A 24,699-nucleotide genomic window follows, 5' to 3' on the forward strand; every position below is an offset into this window, starting at 1 on the left:
AGCGGGTGCGTGTGGCGGTGCGGTTCGGGTGAGCGGGTGCGTGTGGCGGTGCGGTTCGGGTGAGCGGGTGCGTGTGGCGGTGCGGTTCGGGTGAGCGGGTGCGTGTGGCGGTGCGGTTCGGGTGAGCGGGGGCGTGTGGCGGTGCGGTTCGGGTGAGCGGGTGCGTGTGGCGGTGCGGTTCGGGTGAGCGGGGGCGCGTGGCGGTGCGGTTCGGGTGAGCGGGGGCGCGTGGCGGTGCGGTTCGCGTGAGCGGGCGCGTGTGGCGGAGTGTTGCGCCGGTGTCCTGCGCGCGCCGCCCCGAGGACGGCTGGGATGTGCGGCGTCGGCGGCGGTGATCCCTCCCTCCACAGGAGGGCCTCACGCCGGTTCTCCACGGATGTGACGATCCGTCGCTTCCGTGTCGGTGGTCGCTGATTGAATACACGTATGACGATGATCAGCGGGTCGACAGCAGTGGAGGCGGTGCTCAGCGAGGTGCGTGCTCGCGGCGACCGGGCCGCCGCGCTGGCCCGTTCGGCGTCCCCGCTGCTCCTGGCCGCGGCCGAGGAGCTGCACGCCGGGCACCGGGCCGCGCTCGAGCATCCGGAGTCGTTCGCCCGCGGTTCGGCGCCCTACGCGTCGAGCGACCTCGCCGAGCGGTCGATCCGCGCGGAGTTCGCCGTCGCCCTCGGAGTCTCCGAACGGGTCGCCTCCCGCGAGCTCGACCACGCGCGCCTCCTCGTCGAAGACCTGCCGGCCACCCGCGCCGCCCTCGCCGGGGCTCGCCTGCGCTGGGAGGCGGGCCAGGTCGTCTGCGCCGTCGCGGCCACCCTGCCTCCGGGCTCCCGCGCCGCGTTCGATACGCGGGCGGCCGAGCTCGCGGCCCGCACCACGCCGACCCAGCTGCGGCGCGCTCTGGCGCGGCTGCGGGAGGAGCTCCACGAGCAGCCCCTCGCCGAGCGCCACCGACGTGCCCGCGAGGACCGCGCGGTCTGGCTGACCCCCGAGGTCGACGGCATGGCGACGCTCTGCGCCCTCCTCCCCGCCCCGGTCGCCGTGGGGGCGTACAGCCGCCTCGACCGGATCGCCCGGATCCTCCGCGACGGCGCCGAGGGGCCGGCGGGGGCGGAGCCGCCTGCCGCCACGTATGCGGGCTCCTGCGGGGCGGAGTCGAGCGGGACGACCGGGGCGGAGCCGACCGGAATCACCGGGGCGTGCGACGTCGACGCGATCTCCGGAGCGGGCGACGAGCGGACCCTCGCCCAGCTGCGAGCCGACGCTCTGGCCGACCTCCTCTGCGAGGCGGACGTCATCGGCACGGCGCCCGACCCGGTCGGTGCCGATCGGCCCGTTCCGACCCTCGTCACCGGCGTGCGCGCCGAGGTGCGGGTCACCCTGTCGGCGAGCACCGCGTCCGGCGCCGACGACGCCTCCGCCGAGCTCGACGGCTACGGCCCGATCCCGGCGGACGTCGCCCGGAGCCTCGTCCCCGCGACCGTCACCCGCGTGCTGACCGAGCCCCGGACGGGCGCCGTCCTCTCGGTCGGGCGCACACGCCGACTGCCTCACCGCGAGCTGCGGCTCCTCCTCCAGCTCCGCGACGTGACCTGCCGCTTCCCCGGCTGCACCCGCTCCGCCGCGAGCGCCGAGGCCGACCACGTCGTCGAGTGGCGCAACGGCGGCGGCACCGACCCCGGCAACCTCGCCAGCCTCTGCGTCGCCCACCACCACGTGCGGCACGGCGACCGCTGGACCTACGTCCTCCACCCCGACGGCACCGCCGACTGGACCACCCCCACCGGCCGCCGCATCACCACGCGCCCGCCGGGCCTCGAGGCACGACTCCGTCCAGGCCCACCCGCGACCCCGAGGTTCGCGGACCGGCCGCCCCCGTTCTGACGCTCTGCCGTGCTGACACGCTGCCGTGCTGCCGTGCTGCCGTGCTGCCGTGCTGCCCTGAGGGAATCGGCTGTCGGGCGGGTTCGGCCCATTGCGCGGGTTCGCACAGGTGATCGGGCCGTGAGTCGCTCGGGGGCGAGTGCTCAGCGCCCTACCGCCGCGCCACTGACGCTCGGATCTGCGCCTTCGCTCGGGTTCACGCGGCCGCACCGCCGCGCCACTGCCGCTGAGGCGCGGACCGTCACCGGGGCCGCACCGTCGCCTGACACCGTGCGGACACCAGGGCCGTGCCGCCGCCGTGCGCCATGCCGCCGTTCGGCCACCACGATCCGGCACCTCGGCACCTCGGCACCTCGGCACCTCGGCACCTCAGCGCGCGCCGAACCGCCGTCGAGCGCCGTCGCGTCGGGCCGCCGTTCGGGCAACGCGTCTCGGGACTGCGCTGTCGCCCCGCATCGCCCCGCGGCTGATCCGGCGGGGTCCGCAGTCCGGGCGAGCAGTCCGGGCACGCCCGCGCGGTCAGTCGGCGACGCGCAGGAGCACCTCGCCCGTCGTCCCGCCCCGCAGCCGCCCCGCAGCCGCGACGCAGCCGTCCCGCCGCCGCGACGCTACGCCGCCAGGAAGCGGTCCGCCGTCCGCAGCGAGAGTGCCATCGTCGCGAGCGCCGGGTTCGCGATCAGCGCGCTCGGGAACACCGAGTTGTCGCACACCCAGAGGTTCGGCACGTCGAAGCTGCGGCCGTCCGCGTCGATCACGGCGTCACCGGCGTCGGTGCCCATCCGCACGGTGCCGAGAGTGTGCGCCGTGCGCGCCATCACCCGCGTGCTCGTCGCGCCGGCCGCCTCCACGATCGCGGTCATCGTCCGGATCGCGTGCCGGTCGATCGCCTCCTCGTTGGCGCCCGCCGAGAACGTGATGCGCGCCTTCGGCACCCCGTGCTCGTCCAGCTCGTCGGTCAGCTCCAGCCGATTGCCGTCGGCGGGCAGGCACTCCGCGTTGATCCCGACGCCCGCCGCGAAGCGGTAGCCGTCGAGCGCGTCCATCAGATCGCGGCCCCAGAGTCCCGCGCCGCGGGCGAGCGTCGTCGCGTAGGTCAGCGGCATCACTCCGAGGCTCTGGATCAGGTAGCCGCCCGCGAAGTCCGCGTCGGCCGGGCGGACGGTGTCCTCGGTGATCACCGAGGAGGGGTAGCCGCGGTAGCCGCGCATCTCGTTCTCGAAGGTGCCCCAGACCTGGGTCGCCCCGTGCGCCAGGAAGTTGCGGCCCACCTGGCCGCTGCTGTTCGCGATGCCGGTGTGCAGGAGGAGCCGGGGCGTCTCGACGCCGCCCGCGCAGAGGAACAGGGCGGAGCAGCGCTGCCGGTGCTCCACTCCGCCACTCGTGTAGACCACGGCGCACACGCGTCCCGCGGCGTCCAGCTCGATGCCGTGCACGAACGAGTCGGCCCGGATCTCGGCACCGGCCCGCACCGCCTCCGGCAGGTAGGTCACGTCCATGCTCGTCTTCGCGCCGGTCCGGCAGCCCTGATGGCACTGGCCGCAGTTGACGCAGGAGGGCCGGCCGTCGTCCCGCGGGCCGCTGAGCACGGCGGCGGGCGCGTCGGTCGCGCGCATCCCGATCGCCGCGCAGCCGCGCAGCATCATGTCGGCCGAGGCGTTCCGCGCGAGCGGGCCCTGCAGGTAGCGGCGCGACGGGTCCCACGGGTACTCGGCCGGGCCCGCCACTCCGATCGTCGCCTCCACCTTCTCGATGTACGCGGTGAGCTCGGCGTGCTCGATCGGCCAGTCGCGGCCGACTCCGGAGTCGCTCCGGAGCCGCAGGTCGCGCGGGTCGGGGCGGGGCGTGAACGCTCCCCAGTGCAGCGTCGAGCCGCCGACCCCGCGGCCGCTGTTGTTCTGCCCGAAGGCGGTGGGGGTCTCGCCTCCGCTGAGGCGCTCCTCCATCCAATTGATCTCGACGGCCGCCGTCTCGTCGGCGGTGTGGCCTATCTGATCTAAGTGCGGCCCGGCCTCGAGGGCGACGACCCGCAGCCCTCGAGCGGCGAGCACCGAGAGCAGGGGCGCTCCGCCGGCCCCGGTGCCGATCACGACGGCGTCGACCGTCTCGTCGAGCGGGAAGCGGCGCATGCCGGTCGTGTTCATCGGTGACTCCTCGTCGTCGGTTCCCAGGTCTCGCGGTCGTCGGCGCCGAGCAGGCGGAAGCCCGTCACGAGCGGCAGCGTGTCGCCGCCGCTGGCGTAGCCGTCGTAGCCGATCCGCGCCATCGACGCGGGGTGGGCCAGCCACTGCTTCACGAGGTCGACGCGGCAGTCCTCGAACCAGGCGGTCAGCTGCTCGGCACCGAGCCCGCCGGCCGAGCGGTCGCCGGGCTCCGCGGAGCCGTCGGCGATCGCGGTGAGGCGCGCGTCCTGCTCGGCGGGGCCGAGGCCGGCGAAGCCCCGGAGGGTGTCGAGCGCCAGACCGTAGGCGATCGGGTCGGCCGGCAGGTCGGCGTTGCGCCAGCCGTCGCCCTCGCCGTTCGCGAGCTGCGTGTCCACCCGCGCGGCCAGGTCGATCCGGCCGCCCTCCTGAGGGACGACCCGGTCGGCGATCGCGCGCAGCTCCGCGAGCTGGGCGACGGTCAGGGCGCGCGGCGCGTACTCCGGGTCGTCGGCGAGCGCGCGCACCGCCAGCAGCCCGCGCACCCGCGTGGAGGTGCGGGCGGAGGCGATGGCAGCGCCGACGTCGGCCGGGACCGAGGGCGCCGTGCCGGCCTCCTCCTCCCAGAACCGGCGGATCGCCGCCGCCACCTCGACCGGGCGCTCGAACGGCAGCAGGTGGCCCGCCCCGGCGAGCGTGAGCAGCCGGGCACGGGAGTAGAGGGAGCCGTTGAGGCGGCGCTGCGCGTCGGCGCCGAGGTCGCCGTCCTCACCGCCCGCGATCAGGAGCGCGGGCACGGCCCCGAGGGCGGCCTCTCCGGTGCGGTCCTCACGGCTGCCGTGCTCGAGCCAGTCCCGCCAGCCCTCGGGGGAGTAGCGGCGCAGCTCGGCCAGCACCTCCGCGTCGGCGTCGGCGGGCAGCGGCGAGCCGACGTTCTGGTCGACGAACTCGCGCGCCTGCGCCTCGTCGAGGTGCCCGTCGGCGACCCAGCCGAGCATGGTCGAGCGGCGCTCCTCCTCCATCGGCTCGGGCGAGAGCGGCGACCCGGCGAGGAGCACGACGCCCGCGAGCCCGAACAGGCCCGAGCGGCCGGTGACCGTGCGGGAGGCCACGAGCGAGGCGATCTTCCCGCCCATGCTGTGCCCGAGGAGCAGCCAGCGGGAGGCGTCGTGCTCGCGGATCCGGCGGATCGTGGCGGCGGTCATCTCCTCGAGCGAGGTCCCGGATCCACCGGGCAGGTCGAGCGCGACGAGGTCCGCGACGTCGGCGAGCTCGCGGCCGAGCGCGTCGAAGGCGCGGCCGTCGAGCCCGAGTCCGGGCAGGGCGAAGAGGGTGGGGCGGGGGCTGGTGGACACGGGCGTCCTGTCGGATCGGCCGCGCCACGGCGGTGGGGAGCGGGAGGAGAGCGGCGGCGGGGGCCGGCCCTCCTCATCCGACCACACTGCGTCCGCGCGCCCGGACCCTTGCGCCGGCGGGGCACTCGTGCTGTGCTCTGCGCCACCGTCCGCGGCACGATGCCGGGCGGTCGTGCCGCCCCTCCGTGCCGCGCCTCCGTGGCGGGCCTCAGAGCGGGGAGGCGAACACCACCAGGTTGTCCCGGTAGCGGCCGATCGCCGCGTCGTACTCGCCTCCGCAGGTCACGAGGATCAGCTCCTCCTCGAGGGTCGCGCCGAAGACGCGGGCGGTGGGGAACGCGGCCTTCGCGTGGGACTCGACCGCCGTCACCCGGTAGCGGTGGTCGGAGCCGTCCACTCCGCTCACCGCGATCTCATCGCCCGGGGCGAGCTCGCCGAGGCGGAAGAAGACCGCGGGACCGGACCGCGAATCGACGTGCGCCGCGATCACGGTGCGGCCGCTGCCGCCCGGGCGCCCGCCTCCCGAGAACCAGCCGACGTCGTCGTAGTCCACCGGCACCTCCATCGCCCCGTCCGACTGGATGCCCAGCGCGATCAGCGGCTCGTCCAGGCCCATCGCGGGCACGCTCAGCCGGGCGGGCTCGACGCCGACGGTGCGCGCAGGCGCGGCAGCGGCGGGGTCGGGCGCGGGGACCGGGGGAGGAGTGAGCGGGGGAGCAGAAGCGAGGGCCGGAGGCGCGGGCGCGCTCGCCGGCGTCTCCGCTCCTCCGCTCCCGTCCGCGGCGGCGCACCCCGCGAGGAGCAGCACGACGCACAGTGCCGCCGCGCCGCTCCTCGACCGGGTGCCCACGATCAGGAGGCGGTGCGCCGGCGGGCGACGACCACTCCGGCCGCGCCGAGGGCGGCGACGGCTCCGAGGCCGGCCATCGAGGCGAGACCGGACGTGCCCGTGGCGTCGCTCCCGGCGGCGGTCGCGCCGCCACCGGTCTGGAGGCCGCCGACCGGCACCTGCGAGAGCTGGCCGCGGACGACGCCCGCCGTGTACGAGGCCGTGTGGGAGTCGCCCGCGAAGGCGGCGGGATCGGCCTCGAGGGCCTTGAGCGTGAATCCGGAGCCGGTGTCGGCCCCGTTCGCCTGGATGCCCGTGGTGAAGGGACCCTGCAGGCAGCCGCTGCTGGTGCGGGGGCCGTCTCCGACCGGCGCGGGGTTCGGGAACGCGATGCGCGGCGGGCCCGCCTTGCCCAGCGCCGCCTGGTGGATGTGCGTCGCGGTCTTCGCGGGGCTCTGGTAGTCGCCGGTCACGCCGGTGAGGGTGATGTCGTAGCAGATGATGTCGAGGTCGCTGTTGACCCGGAAGGTCATCTCGCCCGTGGCGCCGGGCTGGCCGGGGGTCGCGGCGGAGTCGGCGTTCACGACCTGGTCGGGCGTCGCCATCACCGTGAAGGCGCTGGTGAACGAGGACGGCTCGGCGACCTCGGTCTCGGCCTGGGCCGGCGCGGCGGCGAAGAAGGAGGCGGCGGCGACGGCGGTGATGCCGCCGAGGGAGAGCAGGCGGCGGCCGGCGCGGTTCCGCGCGGGGGACGTCTTCGTCATGGTGGAGCCTTTCGATCGCGAGCGCCGAGCGGGCCCGATGCAGGGAGTACGGCCGGAAGCGGCGCCGCGTTCACTCCATCTGAGAAGATCTTCACGGAGACGGTCCTCGCCTCCGATGAACGCTGCCGCCGCCGCGGCCGTACCCCCTTCCGACGGACCACCGGTCCCGACGAGGAGGCGGTGTGGCGCGCACGGCGACGGCACGACGAGACGAAGGGCCCGCGATGCCGCGCGAGCACTCGGAGGTCCCGGCTCCGGTGGTGCGCCTCGAGCCCCGGACGGCGGGGTTCGACCCGGCCGCCGCCTTCGACGAGCACGGGTCCGCCCTGCTCGGCTTCGCGCTCAACGCCCTGCGCGACCGCGGCCTCGCCGAGGACTGCGTGCAGGAGACGTTCCTGCGCGCCTGGCGCTCGCGGGCGAGCTACTCCGCCGAGCGCGCCAGCACCCGCACCTGGCTCTTCGCCATCGCCCGCAACGTCGTCGTCGACGTGCACCGCTCGCGCCGGCGCCTGCCGCGCCTGGTCGACGCCGAGGTTCTGGAGGAGGTGCCCGCGGAGGACCGCGACCCCCTCGAGCCGCTCGCGATCGCCGAGGCGCTCGCGCGGCTCTCCGCCGAGCACCGGCAGGTCGTCGTCGCCGTCCACCTGAACGGCGAGACCTACGCCGAGCTGTCGGCGGCCACGAGAGTGCCGGTCGCCACCCTGCGCAGCCGCGCCTTCTACGCTCTCCGAGCGCTCCGCGGTCACCTCGCGGGCGCCGGATCCACCGACGAGGAGAGATCGTGATCGACCGAGACCAGCCCGACGGAGACCAGCCCGGCGGCCGCCGCGAGGAGCTCCTCGCCGCGGCCCTCGCCGGCGACCTCTCCGCCGAGGAGGCGCGGGAGTTCGAGAGCCTGCGCGCCGCCGACCCCTCGATCGACCGCGAGCTCGCGTCGTTCGGCTCGGTGGTCGACCGGCTCGGCGCACTGGGCCGCTGGGAGGAGGCGGAGCCGTCGCCGGAGCTGCGGTCGCGCATCGCGGCGCTCGCCGGGGAGCGGCCCGAGCGCGGGGAGAGTACGCGTGCCCCGCGCCGCCGGGCCCCGCGCCGCCGTGCCTCGCGTCTGCGTGCCGTCCTGGCCGTCGCCGCGGCGGCCGCGCTCCTCGTCGTGGGCGGCGTCGCCGGAGCGGCCCTGCGGTCCGCCGAGGAGCGCCCCGTCGCGGGACCGCCCGGGACGCTCGGCGCCGTCGAGGCGATCGCCTTCGACGAGCGGACGGAGGGCGTGACGCTCGACGGCTCGCTGGTCGCGCACACCTGGGGCACCGAGACGATCCTCCGCGGGACCGGCTTCGCCCTCGGCGAGAGCTACGACCTCGTGCTGGTCACCGGCTCCGGCGAGCGGCTCCCGTCCGGCTCCTTCCTCGGCAGCTCCGCGGAGCTCGACTGCGAGATGAACGCGGCCGTCCTGCGCGAGTCCGTCGCCGCCGTCGAGATCACCGACGCCGGCGGCGCGCTCGTCGCCTCCGCCGCCCTCCCCGCCGTCACCTGAGAGCCGGCGGCGCAGGCTCGCGGCGCGGCTTCAGCTCGCTGACGAGCGTGCCCGCGACGATGAACCCCGCCCCGAGCAGGGCGAGCGCGGGGAGCCGGTCGCCGGCGAGGCGGCCGATCAGACCGGCCCAGACGGGCTCGGCGGAGTAGATGATCGTGGCGCGCGACGGCGAGACCGAGCGCTGAGCCCAGTTCATCGTCAGCTGGATCAGGCAGCTGCTCGCCCCGAGCGCGAGCGCGGGGATCAGCCAGGCCCACGAGAACGCCGGGACCGCCTCGCCCGCGAGGGGCATCGAGGCGAACCCGAGCGCGCCGGCGACCAGCAGCTGCACCACGGTCACCCGGCCGAGGTCCACCCGTCCGGCGACGAGGCCGATCAGGATGATCTCCGCCGCGATCGGCAGCGTGCTCACGATCGTCGCCACCTCGCCCGCTCCGAGCGCGACGCCCGGCTGCGGGCCCGCGATCAGGAGCAGTCCGACGAACGCCAGCGCGACGCCCACCAGCGTCAGCACGCCCGGACGGCGACGGAACACGACCCACTGGAGCAGCGGCACCAGCGGCACGTACAGCGCGGTCAGGAACGCGGAGGTGCTGCTCGGGATCGTCTGCAGCCCGTAGCTCTGCAGGCCGTAGCCCGCGAAGATCATCACCCCGATCGCGACGCCGGCGGCGAGGTCGATCCGCCGCATCCCCCGGAGCGACCGGTGGAACACGACCGCGCTGATCAGCCCCGCGATCGCGAACCGCATTCCCACGAAGAACAGCGGACCACTGTGCTCCATCGCGATGTGCACGGCGAGGAAGGTCCCGCCCCAGATCGCGGTGATGCCGATGAGCGCCCACTCCGGACGCGTGAAGCGGAGGCCCCGGAGAGGCGAGATGTGCATCATTCTGCACATCCTAGGAGCATCAGAGGCTTCTCGGTGCAGAATAGTGCGCATGTCGGCTCCCGTCCTCGCCCACCTGGGCGGCAACCTCCGCCTCGCGCGGCGCGGAGCCGGGCTGAGCCAGACCGCGCTGGCGGCGCGCTCGGGCATCAGCCGGCGGACGATCGTCGCGGCCGAGGCCGGCGAGGCCAACATCTCGCTGACCGGAGTCGACCGCCTCGCGACCGCCCTCGGCACCACGTTCACGGCACTCGTCTCGGCCCCGGGATCCGCGCCCGCGGCGATCGACCAGGTCGCCTGGCGGGGAGCGGGCGAGGCGAGCGTCGCCGTCCTGCTCTCCTCCGTCCCCGCGCGCCGGGAGGCCCAGCTCTGGACCTGGACGCTCGGCCCCGGGGACCGCTACGACGCGCAGCCCGACCCCGAGGGGTGGCACGAGATCCTGCTCGTCACCGCCGGCGCGCTCCTCCTGGAGCGGGAGGGCGAGGAGCCCGTGCGGCTGGAGCCCGGACGGCACCTCGCCTTCCCGACCTCGCGGCACTACTCCTACGTGAACGCGGTGGATGCCGGCACGACGCTCGTCCGGATCGTGGTCGACTGACGGGTCGGCGCCTCAGGCCCGCGAGCGCAGGGTCTCGAGCAGCGCCGCGGGGGTCTCGGGGTCGTCGAGGCTGATCGCGAACTCGCGCGAGCGGTCCGTCGTCACCACCAGCCCCGGCCCGGCGTGCAGGATGACCGCCGAGCGGCCCGGCATCACCCGGTACCCCCAGCCGCCCCACTCCGACGGCCGCAGCTGGGCCGTGCCGGCCGAGGCGATGGTGTCGAGCGGGATGCGGCGCAGCGGGATGCCGAGGGCGGTCGTGACGACGCGGAGGCCGCGGCGGTCGGCGGTCACCCTCAGGCGGGAGAAGGAGAGGAGCACCAGCGCGACGACGCCGAGGACGACGGCCATCGCGATCGCCGGACCGGTGGCGCCCGCCGCGGCGAGCGTCGCGAGGGAGAGGGCCGCGCCCGCCGCCGTGGCGACCGCGGCGACGGCGAACACCGGGCCCGTCAGCGTCTGCGACCAGGCGCCGGTCTCCTCCGCCGCGAGCGGCAGGCGGCCGGCGGCCAGGCGGGAGGCGCGCCGGGTGCCCGGAGCGATCAGCGCGGGCACGACGGCGAAGAGCATCCCTCCGAGCAGCGCGAGCAGCCACCCGCCGAGCTCCGCCCCCTCGGCGCGCCCGGCCGCGAGCGTCGTGCCGACCGAGGTCGCCCAGGCGGAGGCGCCCATCCCGGCGACGAGGCCGAGGGTCGCCAGCAGGAGCCGCGGGGCGCGCCCGACGGCCGCCGCCACGACGCCCGCGACGGCCGGGAGCCCGGAGAGCACGAGGGCGATCGCGAGCAGGGCGCCCGTCGCCGCGGTCGCATCGGCCGCCCCGGTCCCCGACCAGTGCGAGGCGAGCTCCGCGGGCAGAGCGTCGTCCAGGACGAGGCGCGAGACGAGCACTCCGGCGGCGGGGAGCAGGAGGGACGCGGCGGCGAGGAGCTCGCGGCGGCGGTCGGCGGTGGCGGTCATGATCCGGTCCTCTCGATCAGGCGGACGAGCTCCGCCGGGGTGATGCCGCTGCGGCGGGCCTCCGCGAGCAGCTCGTCGACCAGGGCGGTGACGCGCACGAGCCCGGGCCCGGCCGATTCCGTGATCCACGCGCCGCGGCCCCGGCGCATCTGGAGGATCCCGTCGTCGCGCAGGGCGGCGTACGCGCGCAGCACGGTGTGCATGTTGATGCCGAGCGAGTCGGCGAGCTCGCGGGCGGGCGGCAGGCGGTCGCCCGCCGAGAGCTCGCCCCGGGCGACGGCCGAGCGCACCTGCGACTCCAGCTGGTCGGCGAGCGAGCCCGCCGCGGAGTGGTCGACCCGGAGCAACATGTTCACAATGTTAGTAGAACAAGCAGTGCACCACCAGGCCCTCAGTGCAGCGCGAGCGACACCGCCAGCACCACCATCACGACCGCCACGGCCGCGTCGAGGATCCGCCAGGCCCCGCGGCTCCGGAACAGCGGCCGCAGCGCGCGCGCCCCGAAGCCGAGAGCGGTGAACCACAGCACGCTCCCGGCCGCCGCCCCCGCCCCGAACCACCAGCGCTCGTCGCCGTGCGTGTTCGCCACCGACCCGAGCAGCACGACCGTGTCGAGGTAGACGTGCGGGTTCAGCAGCGTGAGCGCCAGGCACGTGCCGATCGCCGTGCGGAGCGACGTCGAGGCGCCGGCCGGATCGCCGTCGAGGGTCCCCGGCCGCAGTGCGCGTCTCGCCGCCATCACCGCGTAGGCGAGGAGGAAGACGATGCCGCCCCAGCGGATCACCACCAGCAGCCACGGCGCCGACTCCAGGACCGCTCCGATCCCCGCGATCCCGAGCACGATCAGCGCGGCGTCGCAGAGCGCGCAGATCGCGACGACGGCGGGCACGTGCTCGCGGCGGAGGCCCTGGCGGAGCACGAAGGCGTTCTGCGCGCCGATCGCGATGATGAGCGAGAGGCCGAAGCCGAGGCCGGAGAGGGCGGCGAGGAGGGGGGACACGCTCCGACGCTAGGGCGGGGCGCTCCTGTAGACCAGCTCATGCTCCTTCAGTACCGTAAGCAGCACTGATGCTGACAGACGACCTCGACCTCTCCCGCCTGCGCGCGCTCGCCGCCTCCGTCCGGTACGGCTCCTTCGACGCCGCCGCCCGGGCCCTGCACATCACCCCCTCCGCCCTCAGCCAGCGGATCAAGGCGCTCGAGACCGCCGCCGGCCGCGTCCTGCTGGTGCGCTCGCGCCCCGTCGTCGCGACCGAGGCCGGTGCCGGGCTCCTCCGCCTCGCCCGCCAGATCGAGCTCCTCGCCGACGACGCCGTCCGCTCGCTCGGCGGCGAGGACGCGGAGGGGGCGGGCCCGGTCGTCCTCCCGCTCGCCGTCAACGCCGACTCCCTGGCCACCTGGGTGCTGCCCGCGCTCGCCTCCGTCCCCGACGTCGTGGTGGAGCTGCACCGCGAGGACCAGGCGCACACCACCGCGTTCCTCCGCGACGGCACCGTGCTGGCGGCCGTCACCGGCGAGTCGGAGGCGGTGCTCGGCTGCACCGTCGCGCCCCTCGGAGTGATGCGGTACCGCGCCATGGCCTCGCCCGCGTTCGCCGAGCGCTGGTTCCCGGACGGCGGCACGGCCGGCCTCGCGAGCGCTCCGCTGGTCGTCTTCGACGAGAAGGACCGCCTGCAGGACGACTTCCTCCGGGCCGCCGGCCTCGAGGGCCGCCCGCCGCAGCACCGCGTCCCCGGGTCGACCGACTTCGAGCGGGCCGTCCGCCTGGGCATGGGATGGGGGATGCTGCCCGAGCTGCAGGCCCCGGTCGGCGGCGACGGCCTGGTCGAGCTGGGCGGCGACCCCGTCGACGTCCCCCTCTACTGGCAGCAGTGGGCCCTGCACACGCCCGCCCTCGACGCGGTCGCCGCGGCCGTCTCCGCCGCCGCGCGCGCCGCGCTGCGCCGACCCGCGCGCTGACCCGCGCCGCCGGGGAAGCGCTCAGACCGCGAACACGTCGCGGAGGGTCACCGTCTCGAGCGAGCGCTCGCGGAGGATGTCGACGAGCCGCGTGTAGACCTGCGTCACCGGATCGAAGTTGGCGTGCCCGATCACGATGTGCTGCGGCAGGAACCACTGGTCCGCGAAGCCGACCACCTGCTCCGGCGTGATCCGCCCCGAGTCCGAGAGCGAGCCGTACCAGAGCACCGTCGCCGTGTAGCCGATCGCCGCCGCGGCGGCCCGGCTCCGCTCGTCCGTGTAGCCGAACGGCGGCCGGTAGAAGGGCGCCGCCTCCACCCCGTAGGTCGAGCGGATGAAGTCGCCGTTGCGGCCCAGCTCCTCCTGCACGCCGTCGCTCGAGAGGCTCGTCAGGTCGGCGTGCGACCAGGTGTGGTTCGCGAGCTGCACCTGCCCCGAGGCGACGAGCGGAGCCAGCAGCGGCGCGTTCGCGGTCCACGAGTCGTACTTCCCGTTGAGGAAGAAGGTCAGCCGGGTGCCGGTATCGCGGGCGAACTGCGCGTAGGCGGCGACCACGTCGGAGTCGGCGCCGTCGTCGACGGTCCAGGCGAGCGTGCTCCCCTCGCCGGGCAGCTCCGAGATCGTGCCGGAGGGCAGCGGCGCCTTCCGCCGCACCGGAGCCGCCGCGGCGGTCATGGTCGGCACGGGGCGGGGAGGGGTCGGGACGGCCGTCGGAGCGGCGGACGGCAGCACCGCCGCCGGCGCCGTGCTCGGCGGGAGCGCCGCGGGAGCGGGCCGGGCGGGCGTGCACCCCGTCAGCGCGACCGCCGAGGAGGCGATCCCCAGCAGCAGCGCGCGTCGCCTCAACCGGTCCACGGGCCCCCCTCGCGAGCCCCGTCCCCCGGAGCGTCCCCGCGACCGTAGCGGTCGGGGAGGGAACGGGCAACGCGGCGCGACACCCCTCCCTCCCCGCAGCCTCTACCGGAAGGTGCGCCTGACCGCGTTGTTCGCCGGCGTGGGATCGGCGGCGGCGGTCGACACCCTGGCGTCGATCGTCGTGGCGGCCGGCCGGTCGACGAGCGTCACCGAGTAGGTGGTGCTCCGCCCGGCGGAGACGCTCGGCGCGGTCCAGGTGAGGACCGTCGTGCCCGCGGCCGAGCCCTTCGTCTGCACGGCGCCGGGCGCACTCGCCACCGTTCCGCTGACGACGACCCGGGTGGTCGTCGTCGCCGCGTCCCGGGTGCCGGTGTTCCGGACGGTGATCGTGCCCGAGAGGGGAGCCGTCGCCGCCAGTCCCGGCGCCGGCGCCAGCGTCAGTGTGAGGTCGGCGCGGGTGGAGGACTTCACCTGCAGCGACTGCGTCACCGAGGTCGCGGCGAGCCACGCCGAGTCGCCCGCCTGCGTGGCCCGGACCGTGCAGCTCGCCGCGCCCGTCAGCCGCACCGTCGCCGTGCCCGCGCCGGTCGCGGTCAGCGTGCAGCTGCCGCTCGCGTACAGCTTCACGGGCAGACCGGAGGAGGCGGTGGCCGCGATCGGGTAGGCGATCCCCTTCTCGGGCGAGGACGGCATCCCGGTCGAGAAGGCGACCTTCTGCGCCTTCTTCTTCTGCGGGACGACCGCGGTGACCGCGATCGACTGGGTCGTCCGGGGAGCCGCGTCGTGCGAGGCGTCGCCGGCCTGATCCGCGGTGACCGTGCAGGTGCCGGATCCGCTGAAGGTCACGACGCCGCTCGCGAGCGAGCACGCGCCCGTGGCGCCGATCGTGACCGGCAGACCGGAGGAGCCGCCCGCCGCGGTCGGCGTGTAGCGGCCGCCCGCGGTCGCCGTGCTCGGAGCCGCGGAGGTGAAGGCGACCGTCTGCAGCGCCTTGCCGATCGGGAACGTCCGGACGACCTGCTCCGCGGGCGCGTGAGCGTCGTCGCCGGCCTGATCCAGCGTCAGCGTGCAGGTGCCGACGGAGTCGTAGGACACCGTGCCGTCCTCTCCCAGCGAGCAGGAGTCGGAGGCGTCCAGCACCGGGTCGGCGCTCGACGGGCCGCGGACGATCGACGGGGTCCAGGAGCCGCCGATCCGGGCGTCCGTCGGAGCGGCGTCGCGGAACGACACCGCTCCCGCCGCCGTGCCGACCTCCACCGACTGCGTGATCCGCGGAGCCGCCGAGTGGCGCTCGTCCCCGGCCTGGTCCGCGGTCACCGTGCAGGTGCCGGAGCGGGTGAAGGTCACCACGCCGTCCGCGACCGTGCAGGACCCGGCCGCTCCGAGCATCACCGGGGCGCTCGACGCGCCGGCCGTCACGACGGGCGTGTAGGAGCCCCCCGCGACCGCCGCGTCGGGGACCGGCGAGGCGAACGCCAGCGTCTGGCCGAGGGCGCCGATCGCGAAGGTGCGGACGGACTGCGGAGCGGCGCCGTACCGCGAGTCGCCCGCCTGGTCGAGCGTCAGCATGCAGGTGCCGACGGAGTCGTGGGACACCACTCCCGCGGCCGCCGAGCATGCTCCGGAGGCGGTCAGCACCGGACGCGCCGTGGACGGTCCGGCGACGATCCGCGGGGTGGTCGTCCCGCCGACCGTCGCGCCGGTCGGCGCGCTGCCGCCGAAGGAGACGGTGCCCGCGAGCAGTCCGACCGCGATCACCTGCGAGGCCCGCTCCGCCGCGTCGTACCGGGCGTCGCCCGTCTGGTCGGCGGTCACCGTGCAGGTGCCCGATCCGGTGAAGGAGACGACCCCGTTCGTGAGCGTGCAGGACCCGGAGGCGCCGAGCACCACGGGCCGCCCCGAGGCCCCGCCGGTCGCGGTCGGGCGGTAGGTGCCGCCCGCGAGCGCCGAGTCCGGCGCCTGCGAGGTGAAGGCCACGGTCTGCGCGATCCGGGTGATCTCGAATCTGCGCACCGCCGTCGGCGCTGCGCTGTGGCGGGAGTCGCCCGCCTGGTCCAGGGTCAGCGTGCAGGTGCCCGCGGAGTCGTAGGAGACCAGTCGGAAGGGCCCGACGGAGCAGGCGCCGGAGGCCGTCAGCACCGGGGGAGCACTGGAGGGGCCGGCGACGACCGCGGCCGTCGAGGAGCCCCCGACCCGGGCCTCGGCCGGAGCATCGCCGCCGAACGCGACGGTGCCCGCGAGCTGCGTGACCGCGACGGTCTGCGAGGCCTGCGCCGCCGCGGCGTAGCGCCCGTCGCCCGCCTGGTCCGCCGTGACGGTGCAGGTGCCGCTGCCGGCGAAGGTGACGACGCCGTCCGCGAGCGTGCAGGCGCCGGTCGCTCCGATCGTCACGGGGAGCCCGGACGCGCCGCCCGTCGCGGTCGGAGTGAGCGTGTCGCCGGCCGCGGCCATCGACGGCGCGGTCGAGGTGAAGGCGACGGTCTGCGCGATCGCGGTGACCTCGAAGGTCTGGACCGCCCGCGCGGTGCCGTAGGTGGCGTCGCGGTAGTGGATCGCCGTCAGCGTGCAGGTGCCCGCGGAGTCGAACCGGACGGCGCCGTTCTCGCCGTCGGAGCAGGCGCCCGAGACGCTGAGCACCGAGGGGCCGGAGGACGGTCCGCGCGTGAAGGCGGGAGTGAAGGATCCGCCGACCTCCGCGTCGGTCGGGACGGCGGTCGTGAACGCCACGGAGCCGGGCGCGTAGCCGACCTCCACCTCCTGCACGGCGGGCCGGGCGCTGTCGTACTGCCGGTTGCCGTTCTGGTAGGCGAAGACGCCGCAGACGCCCTTCGTGGTGAAGGTGACCACGCCGTCCTTCGCGGAGCACGTCGCGGTGGTGAGGAGGAACGGAGCGATGCCCGAGGCGCCGCCCTCGATCACGGGGCGGTACGTGTCCCCGAGGACGGCGCCGACCGGAGGCGCGCTCGTGATCCGGACCGTCTGCGGGAGGAAGTAGATCGAGTACTCCTGCTCGGCGTGCCGCGCGGGCCAGTAGCCGTCTCCGGGCTGGTCGAGGGACAGCACGCAGAGCCCGGCCCCGTCGTTCCGCACGGTCACTCCGTCCGGGAGGATCGAGCAGTCTCGGCTCGCGGAGAGCACGGGCACGCCCTTCGACGGGCCGGGCACGATCGTCGGCCGGTACGTCTCGAGCGACATCGCGTGCGGGGGCGCGGTGCTCCCGAAGGAGAGGTTCCCCTCGGGAGTCCCGACCGTGATGACCTGCCGGACCTGCGGAGCGGCGTCGTGCCGATCGTCCGCGGCCTGGTCGATCGTCACCGTGCAGGTGCCGTCGCCGAAGAACGTCACCACGTCGTCCGCGATGGTGCAGTTGCCGTTCTCGATCACCGCGATCACGAGCGGGTTGCCCGAGCCGCCGCCGGTCGCCTCGACCGTGTACCGGTCGTCGGTGAACACCCGGTCGGGCGGAGCCGAGGTGATGACGACGGTCTGGGGGATCCGCGAGATCGGGACGAAGCGCACCAGGCCGTCGGCGGCCGCGTACACCTCGTCGCCCGGCTGGTCGAACTGCACGCCGCAGGTCGAGGGCTCGGTGTAGGTCAGGATCTGCGCACCCGTCGCGTCGGGGGCGACGGTGCAGCCGAAGAAGGTCCTGACGAGCACCGGCAGTCCCGAGCTCGAGGTCGCCGTGGCGACGCCGGTCGACTCCAGGACGCCGGTCTTCGGCACCGCGACCGTCAGCGTCTGCGACGCCTTCGCGACCTCGAGATCGAAGGAGGCGCGCCCCGCGGTGTAGTGGTCGTCGCCGGCCTGGTCGGCGGTCACGGTGCAGGTGCCGCTCCGGGTGAAGGTCACGACGCCGTCGGCGATCGCGCAGGATCCGGTCGCTCCGATCGAGACGGGGCTCCCGGAGCCGCCGCCGGTGGCCGTCGGAGTGAAGGTGCCCAGCGCCGTCGGCGCGGTCGGCCGCGAGGAGGTGAAGGCGACCGTCTGCGAGAACTTCCGGACCGTGATCCGGAACGAGGACGTGCCGGTGTTGCCGGCCTCGTCGTCCGCGGTGCAGTCGACCGTCGTGTCCCCGATCGGGAAGACGCTTCCCGAGGCGGGCGTGCAGGTCGAGCCCACGGCTCCGTCGACCGCGTCCTGCGCGGAGGACGCGAAGGTGACGACGGCGCCGGAGACGTCGGCCGGCTCGGCCGTGACGGCGGCGGGCACGGTCACGACGGGGGCCGAGCGGTCGGCCAGCGCGAAGGTGCCGGGGATCGACCGGAGGGTGTAGTTCGGCCCCGCGTCGCCTCCGTCGCACCGCGTGACGTAGTCGCCGACGGGCGTGCGCGCTCCGATCGTCACCTTCCCGGTGCCGTCCGCCGTGTAGTATGCGCCGGTCGGCTCGGTGACGAACCGGTCGGTTCCTGCGAAGCCGTCGGCCGTGCAGGTGACCGTCGGGGCGGTCGCGGTGCCGTGCGCCTGCGTCCCGGGGCTCGACGCGGTCACCGAGAGGGGCGCCGGCGAGATCGTGAGCGCGCCGTCGATGGTGATCAGCTGTCCCGAGGGGTTCGTCAGGCCGGAGCAGCGCGTGGGGTAGCGGCCGACGGGGGTCGTCGCGGAGAGCGCCAGCGGCGTCGTGAATCCGGTGTCGGACGCCGCGAAGGCGCCGCAGGAGACCGTCCCCGAGGGGGAGCCGGTCACGGAGGCGGTGATCGCGGGGGGAGTGGATCCGTAGGTCGACGAGGGCGAGGAGGCGGTCACCATCGGGACGGCCGCGACGATGCGCAGCGCGCCGTCCTTGTACCCCGCGATCGTGTAGTCGCTGCTGACCTTCGCGCCGCTGCACCGCGTGGTGAAGGTGGTGAAGGTGGAGGTGGGCCAGTTCGGGATCAGGCGGTAGATGACGTCGTCCGCCGTGACGATCGGCCGGTAGACACCGGCCGTGAGCGGGGCGCCGAAGGTGTCGGTGCCGACGAAGGCGGCCGTGCAGCGCAGGTCGGGGGACGGCGCGCCTCGCGGGTAGTCGACCGTCGGGGCGGTCACCGTGAGCGCCTTCGGCTTCGCCGTGAAGCTCTGCAGGGGCTCGCCCGCCCAGCCCAGAGGAGCGAGCGCGTCGAGCCTCGCCGCGAGCGTGCAGACGCCGGCGTGGAGCACGGTCACCCTCATGCCGCTGACGGAGCAGGTCTCGGCGGTCCTGCTGCTCAGGACGATCGAGCGGCCGGGCACATCGACGGCCTGCGCGTAGGGGCTCGCGTCGAAGGAGTCGCCGTACGCCTTCTGCGGGAGCGTCGACAGGTCGAAGCGCACGCCGCCCACCGCCACGGTGGCCGGCTCGCTGCGGACGCTGCCCCCGCAGGTGGTCAGGGTCGCCCGGTAGCGGTAGGAGCCGGTGGGATCGGGGCCGGCCTCGAGGAACGCGGTCCCGTCCTCCCGGGCGCCCGCCCGGCCGAGCGCGGGCTTCCACGTGGCGCCGCCGTCCGTGGACCTCTCCCACGACACGGCGGGGATGCCGCCGTAGACGGCCGAGACGCTCACGCCCATCGTCAGCGTGTAGATCTGGTTGGTGACGCCCGCGATGTCCGAGGGCTGCCGGGTGATGACGGGTGTCGCGGCGCACGCGCGCACCTCGTGGCGCAGAGCGGGGAGCGCCGACCAGCTCCCGCGTCCCGCCTCGGCGGCGGTGATGGTGTCGGGGTAGTGCGCGCGGATCTCGTTCCAGCCCTGCGGGATGTCCCTCGTGGTCAGCACGCCGACGCCGTCCGCGTCGAGGGTCACCCTGCTGGTGCCCGCACCGGTGAGGATCTCGACGGTGCCGCCGGCGGCCACCGGCCGGCCCAGGCTCGGGATGGTCACCCTCGCGGTGACGGTGACCTCCTGCCCGAGCATCGAGAAGTCGGGGGTGCGCGTCACGGTCACGGCGGTGTCGTACACCGGAGCGACCACGGGGTCGGCCGCCGTCGGGCCGGCCGTCTGCGAGATCCTCGTCGCGCTCGGGTGCACGTAGCTCGAGCCGCCGCCGCCGGCGCCGGGGTCGTTCATGACGCCGAGGGTGTCGTTCATGCTGCCGAACACGTAGGGCGATCCGCCGCCGCCGCCGTACCACCAGCCGGCCCCGCCGCCGCCGCCGCTGTGGCCGGGGAACGAGCAGTTGCCGCCGCCGCCGCGGGAGGCGCCGGCGTCGGCGCCCTTGCCGTCGTTGAGGAACACGCCCCACTGGCCGTTGTTGCCGTCGGCGCACTCGCCGAACGTGCTGTAGCCGCGGGCGCCGGGCGAGCCGCCCGAGCTCTGCCCGGCCGCGCCGCCGCCGCCGCCGTCGGCCGCGTTGTTCCTGCCGCCGTTCCCGCCGCCCCTCGCGCCGCTGCCGGCGTCGGCGTCGCCGCCGACCGAGGACCGCCCGCCGCCGCCTCCGCCGCCCGCCGCCACGGCGAGGGCGTGCTGACAGCCGTCCGAGCCGGCCGTGCTGAGGTACTGGGCGTCGCCGCCCGCGCCGCCGGAGTCGCCCCCGTAGACGCCGCCGTTCACGTAGCGCGTGGCGCCTGCCGCTCCGGCCGGGGCGCCGGCGAGGCGCCCGATCGTCAGCACCTGTCCGGGTGTGACGGGCACCTCGACGACGAGGCTGGAGCCGCGTCCACCGGCGTTGCCCGTCCCGAGGCCGCTCGCACCCTTCCCGCCGTTCTGTCCGCTGAGGACGGCGCGGACCGTCGAGACCCCGGTCGCGGGAACGGTGTACTGCGACACCGTCGAGACCTTCGGGGAGGTGAAGCACGCGGTGCTGAAGACCGGCGCCGCCGACGCGGTCGGCGCGGCCACGACGCTGAGTCCTGCGCCCGCTACGAGCACGGCCGCGGCGACGAGGGAACGGAGGAAGGACTGGCGCATGTGCTGCTACTCCCGGCTGCTGCCGGGAGCGGGCGCCCGCGGTCGGCTCAGAGTAGGGCGGTCGTCGACCCGCGAGGAAGGCGGAAGATACACGAACGCCCTGCTCGGGGGGTACGGGAGGCCCCTTCTGCCGGAACCTCCCAGGAAGTCCCTGTGCACGTCGGGGCGGCGTCCCCGCCCTGTCGGGGGAGCGTCCCCCCTGTCGGGGCAGCGTCCCCGCCCTATTGCGGCCGCCGCCCGAGTCGCGTAGCCTAGCGAGGTTGCGTGCATCTGCACGCGCTTGCGTGCTGCCCACCGGGCAGGAGCTCCGGCTCCGGCCGGACAGGCGGGCGGTGCGCCGACAAGTGACCTTGGGTGGGTCGGGCGGGGCTTCGTGCCGCGCGTGATCCACGGTAACCACACATGGAGGAAACCATGGCAGCAGTCTGCCAGGTGACCGGAGCCGTCCCCGGCTTCGGGCACGCCATCTCGCACTCGCACCGGCGCACCAAGCGCCGCTTCGACCCGAACGTGCAGAAGAAGACGTACTACGTGCCGTCGCTTCGCCGTAACGTCACCCTGACCCTCTCGGCCAAGGGCATCAAGGTCATCGACGCCCGTGGCATCGAGTCCGTCGTCAAGGATGTTCTCGCTCGCGGGGTGAAGATCTAATGGCCAAGCAGCAGGACGTCCGTCCGATCATCAAGCTCCGTTCGACGGCCGGCACCGGTTACACCTACGTGACCAAGAAGAACCGCCGCAACGACCCCGACCGTCTCGTGCTCAAGAAGTACGACCCCGTAGTGCGCAAGCACGTCGACTTCCGCGAGGAGCGCTAAGTATGGCCAAGAAGAGCAAGATCGCCCGCAACGAGCAGCGCAAGGTGATCGTCGACCGCTACGCCGCCAAGCGCCTCGAGCTGAAGAAGGCCCTGGTCGACCCGGCCGGGACCGACGAGACCCGTGAGGCCGCCCGCGTCGGCCTCCAGAAGCTCCCCCGCAACGCCTCGCCCGTCCGCGTCCGCTCGCGCGACGCCGTCGACGGCCGCCCCCGCGGCAACCTCACGAAGTTCGGCATCTCGCGTGTCCGCTTCCGTGACATGGCGCACCGCGGCGAGCTGCCCGGTATCACCAAGTCCAGCTGGTGACCGAGCGCCGCTAGCGGCGTGAACGACCGAAGGCCCGTGATCGAAGGATCGCGGGCCTTCGTCGTCCCGCCGGCGGACGTAAAATGTGCGGATGACCGACTCCAGCCTGCCCACCGTCGCCGAGATCGCGGCGCTCATCGACCACGCGATCCTGAAGCCCGAGCTCACCCGCGCCGAGGTCGACGCCCAGCTCGACGAGGCGCGCGCGTCCGGCGTGTTCAGCGTCTGCGTCCGCCCCTCCGACATCGCCCACTCGGTCGCTCGGCTCGAGGGCTCCGGCGTCCTGGTCGGCACGGTCATCGGCTTCCCCCACGGCACCACCTCGACCGCAGCGAAGGTCGCGGAGTCGCGTCAGGCGCTCGCCGACGGCGCGTCCGAGCTCGACATGGTCGTCAACATCGGCCGCCTCCGCAGCGGCCTGCTCCAGGACGTCGAGGACGACGTCCGCGCCGTGGTCGAGGCCGCCGAGGGCCACGTCGTCAAGGTCATCCTCGAGACGAGCCTCCTCGACGACGAGCAGGTCGTCGAGGGCAGCCGGGCCGCCGAGCGCGCCGGCGCGGACTTCGTGAAGACCGCCACCGGCTTCGCGGGCGGAGGCGCGAACGAGCACGACCTCCGCCTCATGCGCGGCGCCGTCTCGGAGGCCGTCCAGGTGAAGGCGTCCGGCGGAGTCCGCGACCTCGACACGCTCCTCGCCTACCGCGGCCTCGGCGTCACCCGCTTCGGCACCAGCGGCTCCGCGACCATCCTCGGCGACCTCGCCGCGCGGCACTCGGGCGACTCCTCCGCGGCACGTGTCGACTCCGCCTCCTACTGACGGAGCGGCCGACGAGGGCCGCACCGCACCCGCCGACCGGATGACGCCCGTGCGCCTGCGCCCGGGCCGCGCCGGCCGGTGGGCGGAGCGGACCCGCCGCCCCCTCGACGAGATCGCCCGCGCCCTCAAGGAGCGCGTCTACGCGACCTTCACGGGCCTGGCCGTGGTGACGATCTACCTCGTCGGCGACCACCCCGACGCGGTCCACGCCCTCCAGAGCCTCGTGATCTCGATCATCGGCATCTCGGCCGCGGGCTTCGTCGCCGAGGTGATCGCGCACCAGGTCGTGCACGCCTCGGCACCCTCGCGCTCCGAGACGCACACCATGCTGCGGATCGCGGGCGGGGCGCTCGCCTCGGCGTCGCTGCCGGTCCTCGCGCTCGGCGCCGCGGCGCTGGGCTGGATCGACGCGACGGTCGCGCTGCGGATCGGCGCGGGCGTCTACGTCGCCACGCTCGCGGGGATCGCCCTCATCGCCGTCGTGCGCGCGGGCCTCTCCTGGAAGGAGAGCCTCGTCTCGCTGCTCGGGATCGTGGGCCTCGGCGTGCTGGTCGTCGGCGTGCTCGCGCTCGCGCACTGATCCGGAGGCGCCGCCACGCGTAGGCTCGGACGGATGACGTCACGCACCAGGGTCGAGCTCGGCCGCCGGGAGGACCTCGGCGCCGACTGCGCGAACTGCTTCGGCCTGTGCTGCGTCGCTCTCGCCTTCGCCCGCTCCGCCGACTTCCCGTTCGACAAGCGCGCCGGGGACCCGTGCGTCAACCTCGACGGCGAGGACGCGTGCACGATCCACCGCCGGCTCCGGCCGCAGGGCTTCGTCGGCTGCACCGTCTTCGACTGCTTCGGCGCCGGCCAGAAGGTCTCGCAGCACACGTTCGGCGGCGTCTCCTGGCGGTCGGACCCGGCCGTGCGCGAGCGGATGTTCGCGGTGTTCCCGCTGATGCGCCGCCTGCACGAGCTGCTCTGGTACCTCGACTCCGCACTGGCGCTTCCCGGTGTCGGCGCGCCGCTCGTCGACGAGCTGCGCGAGCGGTTCGACGCCGTGCACGCGCACACCCTCGGCGAGCCGGAGCAGGTGGTCGCGGTCGACGTCGACGCGGAGTACGGAGCGTCCCGGCCGCTCCTGATCGCGGCGAGCGCGGCCGCTCGCGCAGGAGCGGCGCCGCATGCCCGCCGGTCGAAGGGCCGTCGACTCGCTCCGGGTGCCGATCTGGCGGGCGCACCGCTCCGGAACGCGGACCTGCGGGGAGCGGATCTGCGGGGCGCGCTCCTCCTCGCCGCGGACCTGCGGGGTGCGGATCTGCAGCGGTGCGACCTGCTCGGGGTGGACCTGCGCGACGCTGATGTGTCCGGCGCGCGGCTCGCCGAGGCGGTCTACCTCACCCAGGCGCAGGTGAACAGCGCTCGAGGGGATGCGGCGACCACGCTGCCGTCGCACTTCGAGCGCCCGTCGCACTGGGGCGGCTAGGGCGCCGGGTCAGAGGCTGCGGGGGCCGCCCAGCGACTCGTCGCCGCCCTCGTCGTCGACGCCGAGGGCCTCGACGACCTCGCGGCCGAGGAGGTGCGCGCCGCTCCAGCCCTCGATGACGCACCGGGGGAACGCCTCGCGGTCCGGGGAGCCGAGCCATGCGGCCGCGGCCTCGCGGGCCCACGCCTCCGAGGCGTACACGCCGATGATCTCGGTGCGGTCGTCCCACGGCGTCGCGGTCGAGAGCACGAAGTGGTCACCGTTCACGATCGGATCTCCTCCGGCTCTCGGGGTTCAGCGACCCCGTGGGAGTGCGGGACCGGACCGGACGCTACCCGCGGGCGGGGGAGCGCGTCTCCGGGGTCGACACGAGCGCGGATGAAGGCTACGGGAACGTCGAGCGCGGCGCGATCACCCGATGGTCCCACGCAGGCGGGCGTTCAGCCCACCCAGAGCGGTCGCGATCTCGTTCTCGTCGCTTCCGGGGAGGAGGGCGCCGCCCTGCTCGAGGCCGTGGCGCAGGGCCTCGACCTCCTCAGGGGGGAGGCCGCCGCTGTCGAGGAGGGCCTGGAGGGCGGCGAGGATGCCGACGAGGGCGACGGCGTCGTCCAGGTCGAGGGGGCGGACGCAGGACTTCTCCATGTCATCGCTCCTGTTCGGGTCAGGGGTTCGGG

The 24,699-nt window shown here is 75.0% G+C and carries 23 protein-coding genes; 11 read left to right on the top strand and 12 right to left on the bottom strand.

Going from position 1 to position 24,699, the window contains the following annotated elements; translation table 11 throughout:
- Positions 1–426: 426 nt before the first annotated feature.
- Positions 427–1,878 carry an HNH endonuclease signature motif containing protein gene (locus C5C49_RS15495; protein ID WP_104346510.1) on the top strand — a complete coding sequence of 484 codons (1,452 nt, stop codon included), beginning with the start codon at positions 427–429 and terminating at the stop codon, positions 1,876–1,878.
- Positions 1,879–2,486: 608 nt separating this feature from the next.
- Here C5C49_RS15495 and C5C49_RS15500 read toward each other — a convergent pair.
- From C5C49_RS15500 to C5C49_RS15515, 4 genes are all read right to left on the bottom strand, one after another.
- Entirely contained in the window at positions 2,487–4,019 is a 1,533-nt protein-coding gene (locus C5C49_RS15500) for a GMC family oxidoreductase (RefSeq protein WP_104346511.1), read from the bottom strand.
- Entirely contained in the window at positions 4,016–5,371 is a 1,356-nt protein-coding gene (locus C5C49_RS15505) for an alpha/beta hydrolase (RefSeq protein ID WP_104346512.1), read from the bottom strand. The genes C5C49_RS15500 and C5C49_RS15505 overlap by 4 nt, the downstream gene beginning before the upstream one ends.
- Positions 5,372–5,579: 208 nt before the next feature.
- Positions 5,580–6,221 (bottom strand): class F sortase, encoded by a 642-nt coding sequence (locus C5C49_RS17475; protein ID WP_181135789.1) that lies wholly within the window; start codon positions 6,219–6,221, stop codon positions 5,580–5,582.
- Positions 6,222–6,223: 2 nt separating this feature from the next.
- Positions 6,224–6,964, bottom strand: coding sequence for a CHRD domain-containing protein (locus C5C49_RS15515; RefSeq protein WP_104346514.1), 741 nt, complete (start codon positions 6,962–6,964; stop codon positions 6,224–6,226).
- Between the two features lie 224 nt (positions 6,965–7,188).
- Here C5C49_RS15515 and C5C49_RS15520 point away from each other — a divergent pair, with 224 nt between their 5' ends.
- Together C5C49_RS15520 and C5C49_RS15525 are read left to right on the top strand one after the other, a co-directional pair.
- Positions 7,189–7,749 (top strand): sigma-70 family RNA polymerase sigma factor, encoded by a 561-nt coding sequence (locus C5C49_RS15520; protein ID WP_104346515.1) that lies wholly within the window; start codon positions 7,189–7,191, stop codon positions 7,747–7,749.
- Positions 7,746–8,492 (top strand): anti-sigma factor domain-containing protein, encoded by a 747-nt coding sequence (locus tag C5C49_RS15525; RefSeq protein ID WP_104346516.1) that lies wholly within the window; start codon positions 7,746–7,748, stop codon positions 8,490–8,492. Before C5C49_RS15520 ends, C5C49_RS15525 begins: the two co-directional genes overlap by 4 nt.
- On the opposite strand, the gene C5C49_RS15530 is transcribed toward C5C49_RS15525, so the two are convergent.
- On the bottom strand, positions 8,485–9,384 hold the full coding sequence (locus C5C49_RS15530; RefSeq protein WP_258068482.1) for a DMT family transporter: 900 nt from the start codon (positions 9,382–9,384) through the stop codon (positions 8,485–8,487). The two genes, C5C49_RS15525 and C5C49_RS15530, sit on opposite strands and share 8 nt — an antisense overlap.
- A gap of 49 nt (positions 9,385–9,433) precedes the next feature.
- Here C5C49_RS15530 and C5C49_RS15535 point away from each other — a divergent pair, with 49 nt between their 5' ends.
- Complete coding sequence (locus tag C5C49_RS15535) at positions 9,434–9,979, top strand: helix-turn-helix domain-containing protein (RefSeq protein WP_104346518.1); 546 nt, start codon at positions 9,434–9,436, stop codon at positions 9,977–9,979.
- 12 nt (positions 9,980–9,991) lie between these two features.
- Here the strand turns inward: C5C49_RS15535 and C5C49_RS15540 are convergent, their stop codons facing one another.
- The 3 genes from C5C49_RS15540 to C5C49_RS15550 are packed head-to-tail and all read right to left on the bottom strand — an operon-like array spanning position 9,992 to position 11,936.
- Positions 9,992–10,936, bottom strand: coding sequence for a hypothetical protein (locus C5C49_RS15540; protein ID WP_104346519.1), 945 nt, complete (start codon positions 10,934–10,936; stop codon positions 9,992–9,994).
- Positions 10,933–11,286, bottom strand: a complete 354-nt coding sequence (locus tag C5C49_RS15545; protein ID WP_104346522.1) for a GntR family transcriptional regulator — start codon at positions 11,284–11,286, stop codon at positions 10,933–10,935. The genes C5C49_RS15540 and C5C49_RS15545 overlap by 4 nt, the downstream gene beginning before the upstream one ends.
- Before the next feature lie 41 nt (positions 11,287–11,327).
- Complete coding sequence (locus tag C5C49_RS15550) at positions 11,328–11,936, bottom strand: LysE/ArgO family amino acid transporter (protein ID WP_104297480.1); 609 nt, start codon at positions 11,934–11,936, stop codon at positions 11,328–11,330.
- 68 nt (positions 11,937–12,004) lie between these two features.
- On the opposite strand from C5C49_RS15550, the gene C5C49_RS15555 reads away from it, so the two are divergent.
- Positions 12,005–12,895, top strand: coding sequence for a LysR family transcriptional regulator ArgP (locus C5C49_RS15555; RefSeq protein ID WP_104346520.1), 891 nt, complete (start codon positions 12,005–12,007; stop codon positions 12,893–12,895).
- 21 nt (positions 12,896–12,916) lie between these two features.
- Here C5C49_RS15555 and C5C49_RS15560 read toward each other — a convergent pair whose 3' ends face one another.
- Complete coding sequence (locus C5C49_RS15560) at positions 12,917–13,750, bottom strand: polysaccharide deacetylase family protein (protein WP_219814600.1); 834 nt, start codon at positions 13,748–13,750, stop codon at positions 12,917–12,919.
- A 102-nt stretch (positions 13,751–13,852) separates the two neighbouring features.
- Positions 13,853–20,614 carry an HYR domain-containing protein gene (locus tag C5C49_RS15565; RefSeq protein ID WP_146084903.1) on the bottom strand — a complete coding sequence of 2,254 codons (6,762 nt, stop codon included), beginning with the start codon at positions 20,612–20,614 and terminating at the stop codon, positions 13,853–13,855.
- A gap of 414 nt (positions 20,615–21,028) precedes the next feature.
- On the opposite strand from C5C49_RS15565, the gene rpmB reads away from it, so the two are divergent.
- The 6 genes from rpmB to C5C49_RS15595 all read left to right on the top strand — a co-directional run bounded on the left by rpmB (position 21,029) and on the right by C5C49_RS15595 (position 24,025).
- On the top strand, positions 21,029–21,265 hold the full coding sequence (rpmB, locus tag C5C49_RS15570; RefSeq protein ID WP_056038148.1) for a 50S ribosomal protein L28: 237 nt from the start codon (positions 21,029–21,031) through the stop codon (positions 21,263–21,265).
- Positions 21,265–21,432 carry a 50S ribosomal protein L33 gene (gene rpmG / locus C5C49_RS15575; protein WP_027692168.1) on the top strand — a complete coding sequence of 56 codons (168 nt, stop codon included), beginning with the start codon at positions 21,265–21,267 and terminating at the stop codon, positions 21,430–21,432. The genes rpmB and rpmG overlap by 1 nt, the downstream gene beginning before the upstream one ends.
- Positions 21,433–21,434: 2 nt before the next feature.
- Positions 21,435–21,740: a 30S ribosomal protein S14 gene (gene rpsN, locus C5C49_RS15580; protein WP_104225107.1), complete on the top strand. Its 306-nt coding sequence runs from the start codon at positions 21,435–21,437 to the stop codon at positions 21,738–21,740.
- 91 nt (positions 21,741–21,831) lie between these two features.
- A complete protein-coding gene (deoC, locus tag C5C49_RS15585; RefSeq protein WP_181027245.1) occupies positions 21,832–22,557 on the top strand; it encodes a deoxyribose-phosphate aldolase in 726 nt (241 codons plus the stop codon).
- On the top strand, positions 22,535–23,137 hold the full coding sequence (locus C5C49_RS15590; protein ID WP_146084690.1) for a hypothetical protein: 603 nt from the start codon (positions 22,535–22,537) through the stop codon (positions 23,135–23,137). Before deoC ends, C5C49_RS15590 begins: the two co-directional genes overlap by 23 nt.
- A gap of 33 nt (positions 23,138–23,170) precedes the next feature.
- Complete coding sequence (locus tag C5C49_RS15595) at positions 23,171–24,025, top strand: pentapeptide repeat-containing protein (RefSeq protein ID WP_104326995.1); 855 nt, start codon at positions 23,171–23,173, stop codon at positions 24,023–24,025.
- Positions 24,026–24,034: 9 nt separating this feature from the next.
- Here the strand turns inward: C5C49_RS15595 and C5C49_RS15600 are convergent, their stop codons facing one another.
- Positions 24,035–24,292, bottom strand: coding sequence for a hypothetical protein (locus C5C49_RS15600; protein WP_104225104.1), 258 nt, complete (start codon positions 24,290–24,292; stop codon positions 24,035–24,037).
- 144 nt (positions 24,293–24,436) lie between these two features.
- Positions 24,437–24,699, bottom strand: a 263-nt coding sequence (locus tag C5C49_RS15605; RefSeq protein ID WP_219814601.1) for a hypothetical protein, incomplete at its 5' end; no start/stop codon positions are given.

Source organism: Rathayibacter sp. AY1E2, from assembly GCF_002932325.1.
Taxonomy (GTDB): domain Bacteria; phylum Actinomycetota; class Actinomycetes; order Actinomycetales; family Microbacteriaceae; genus Rathayibacter.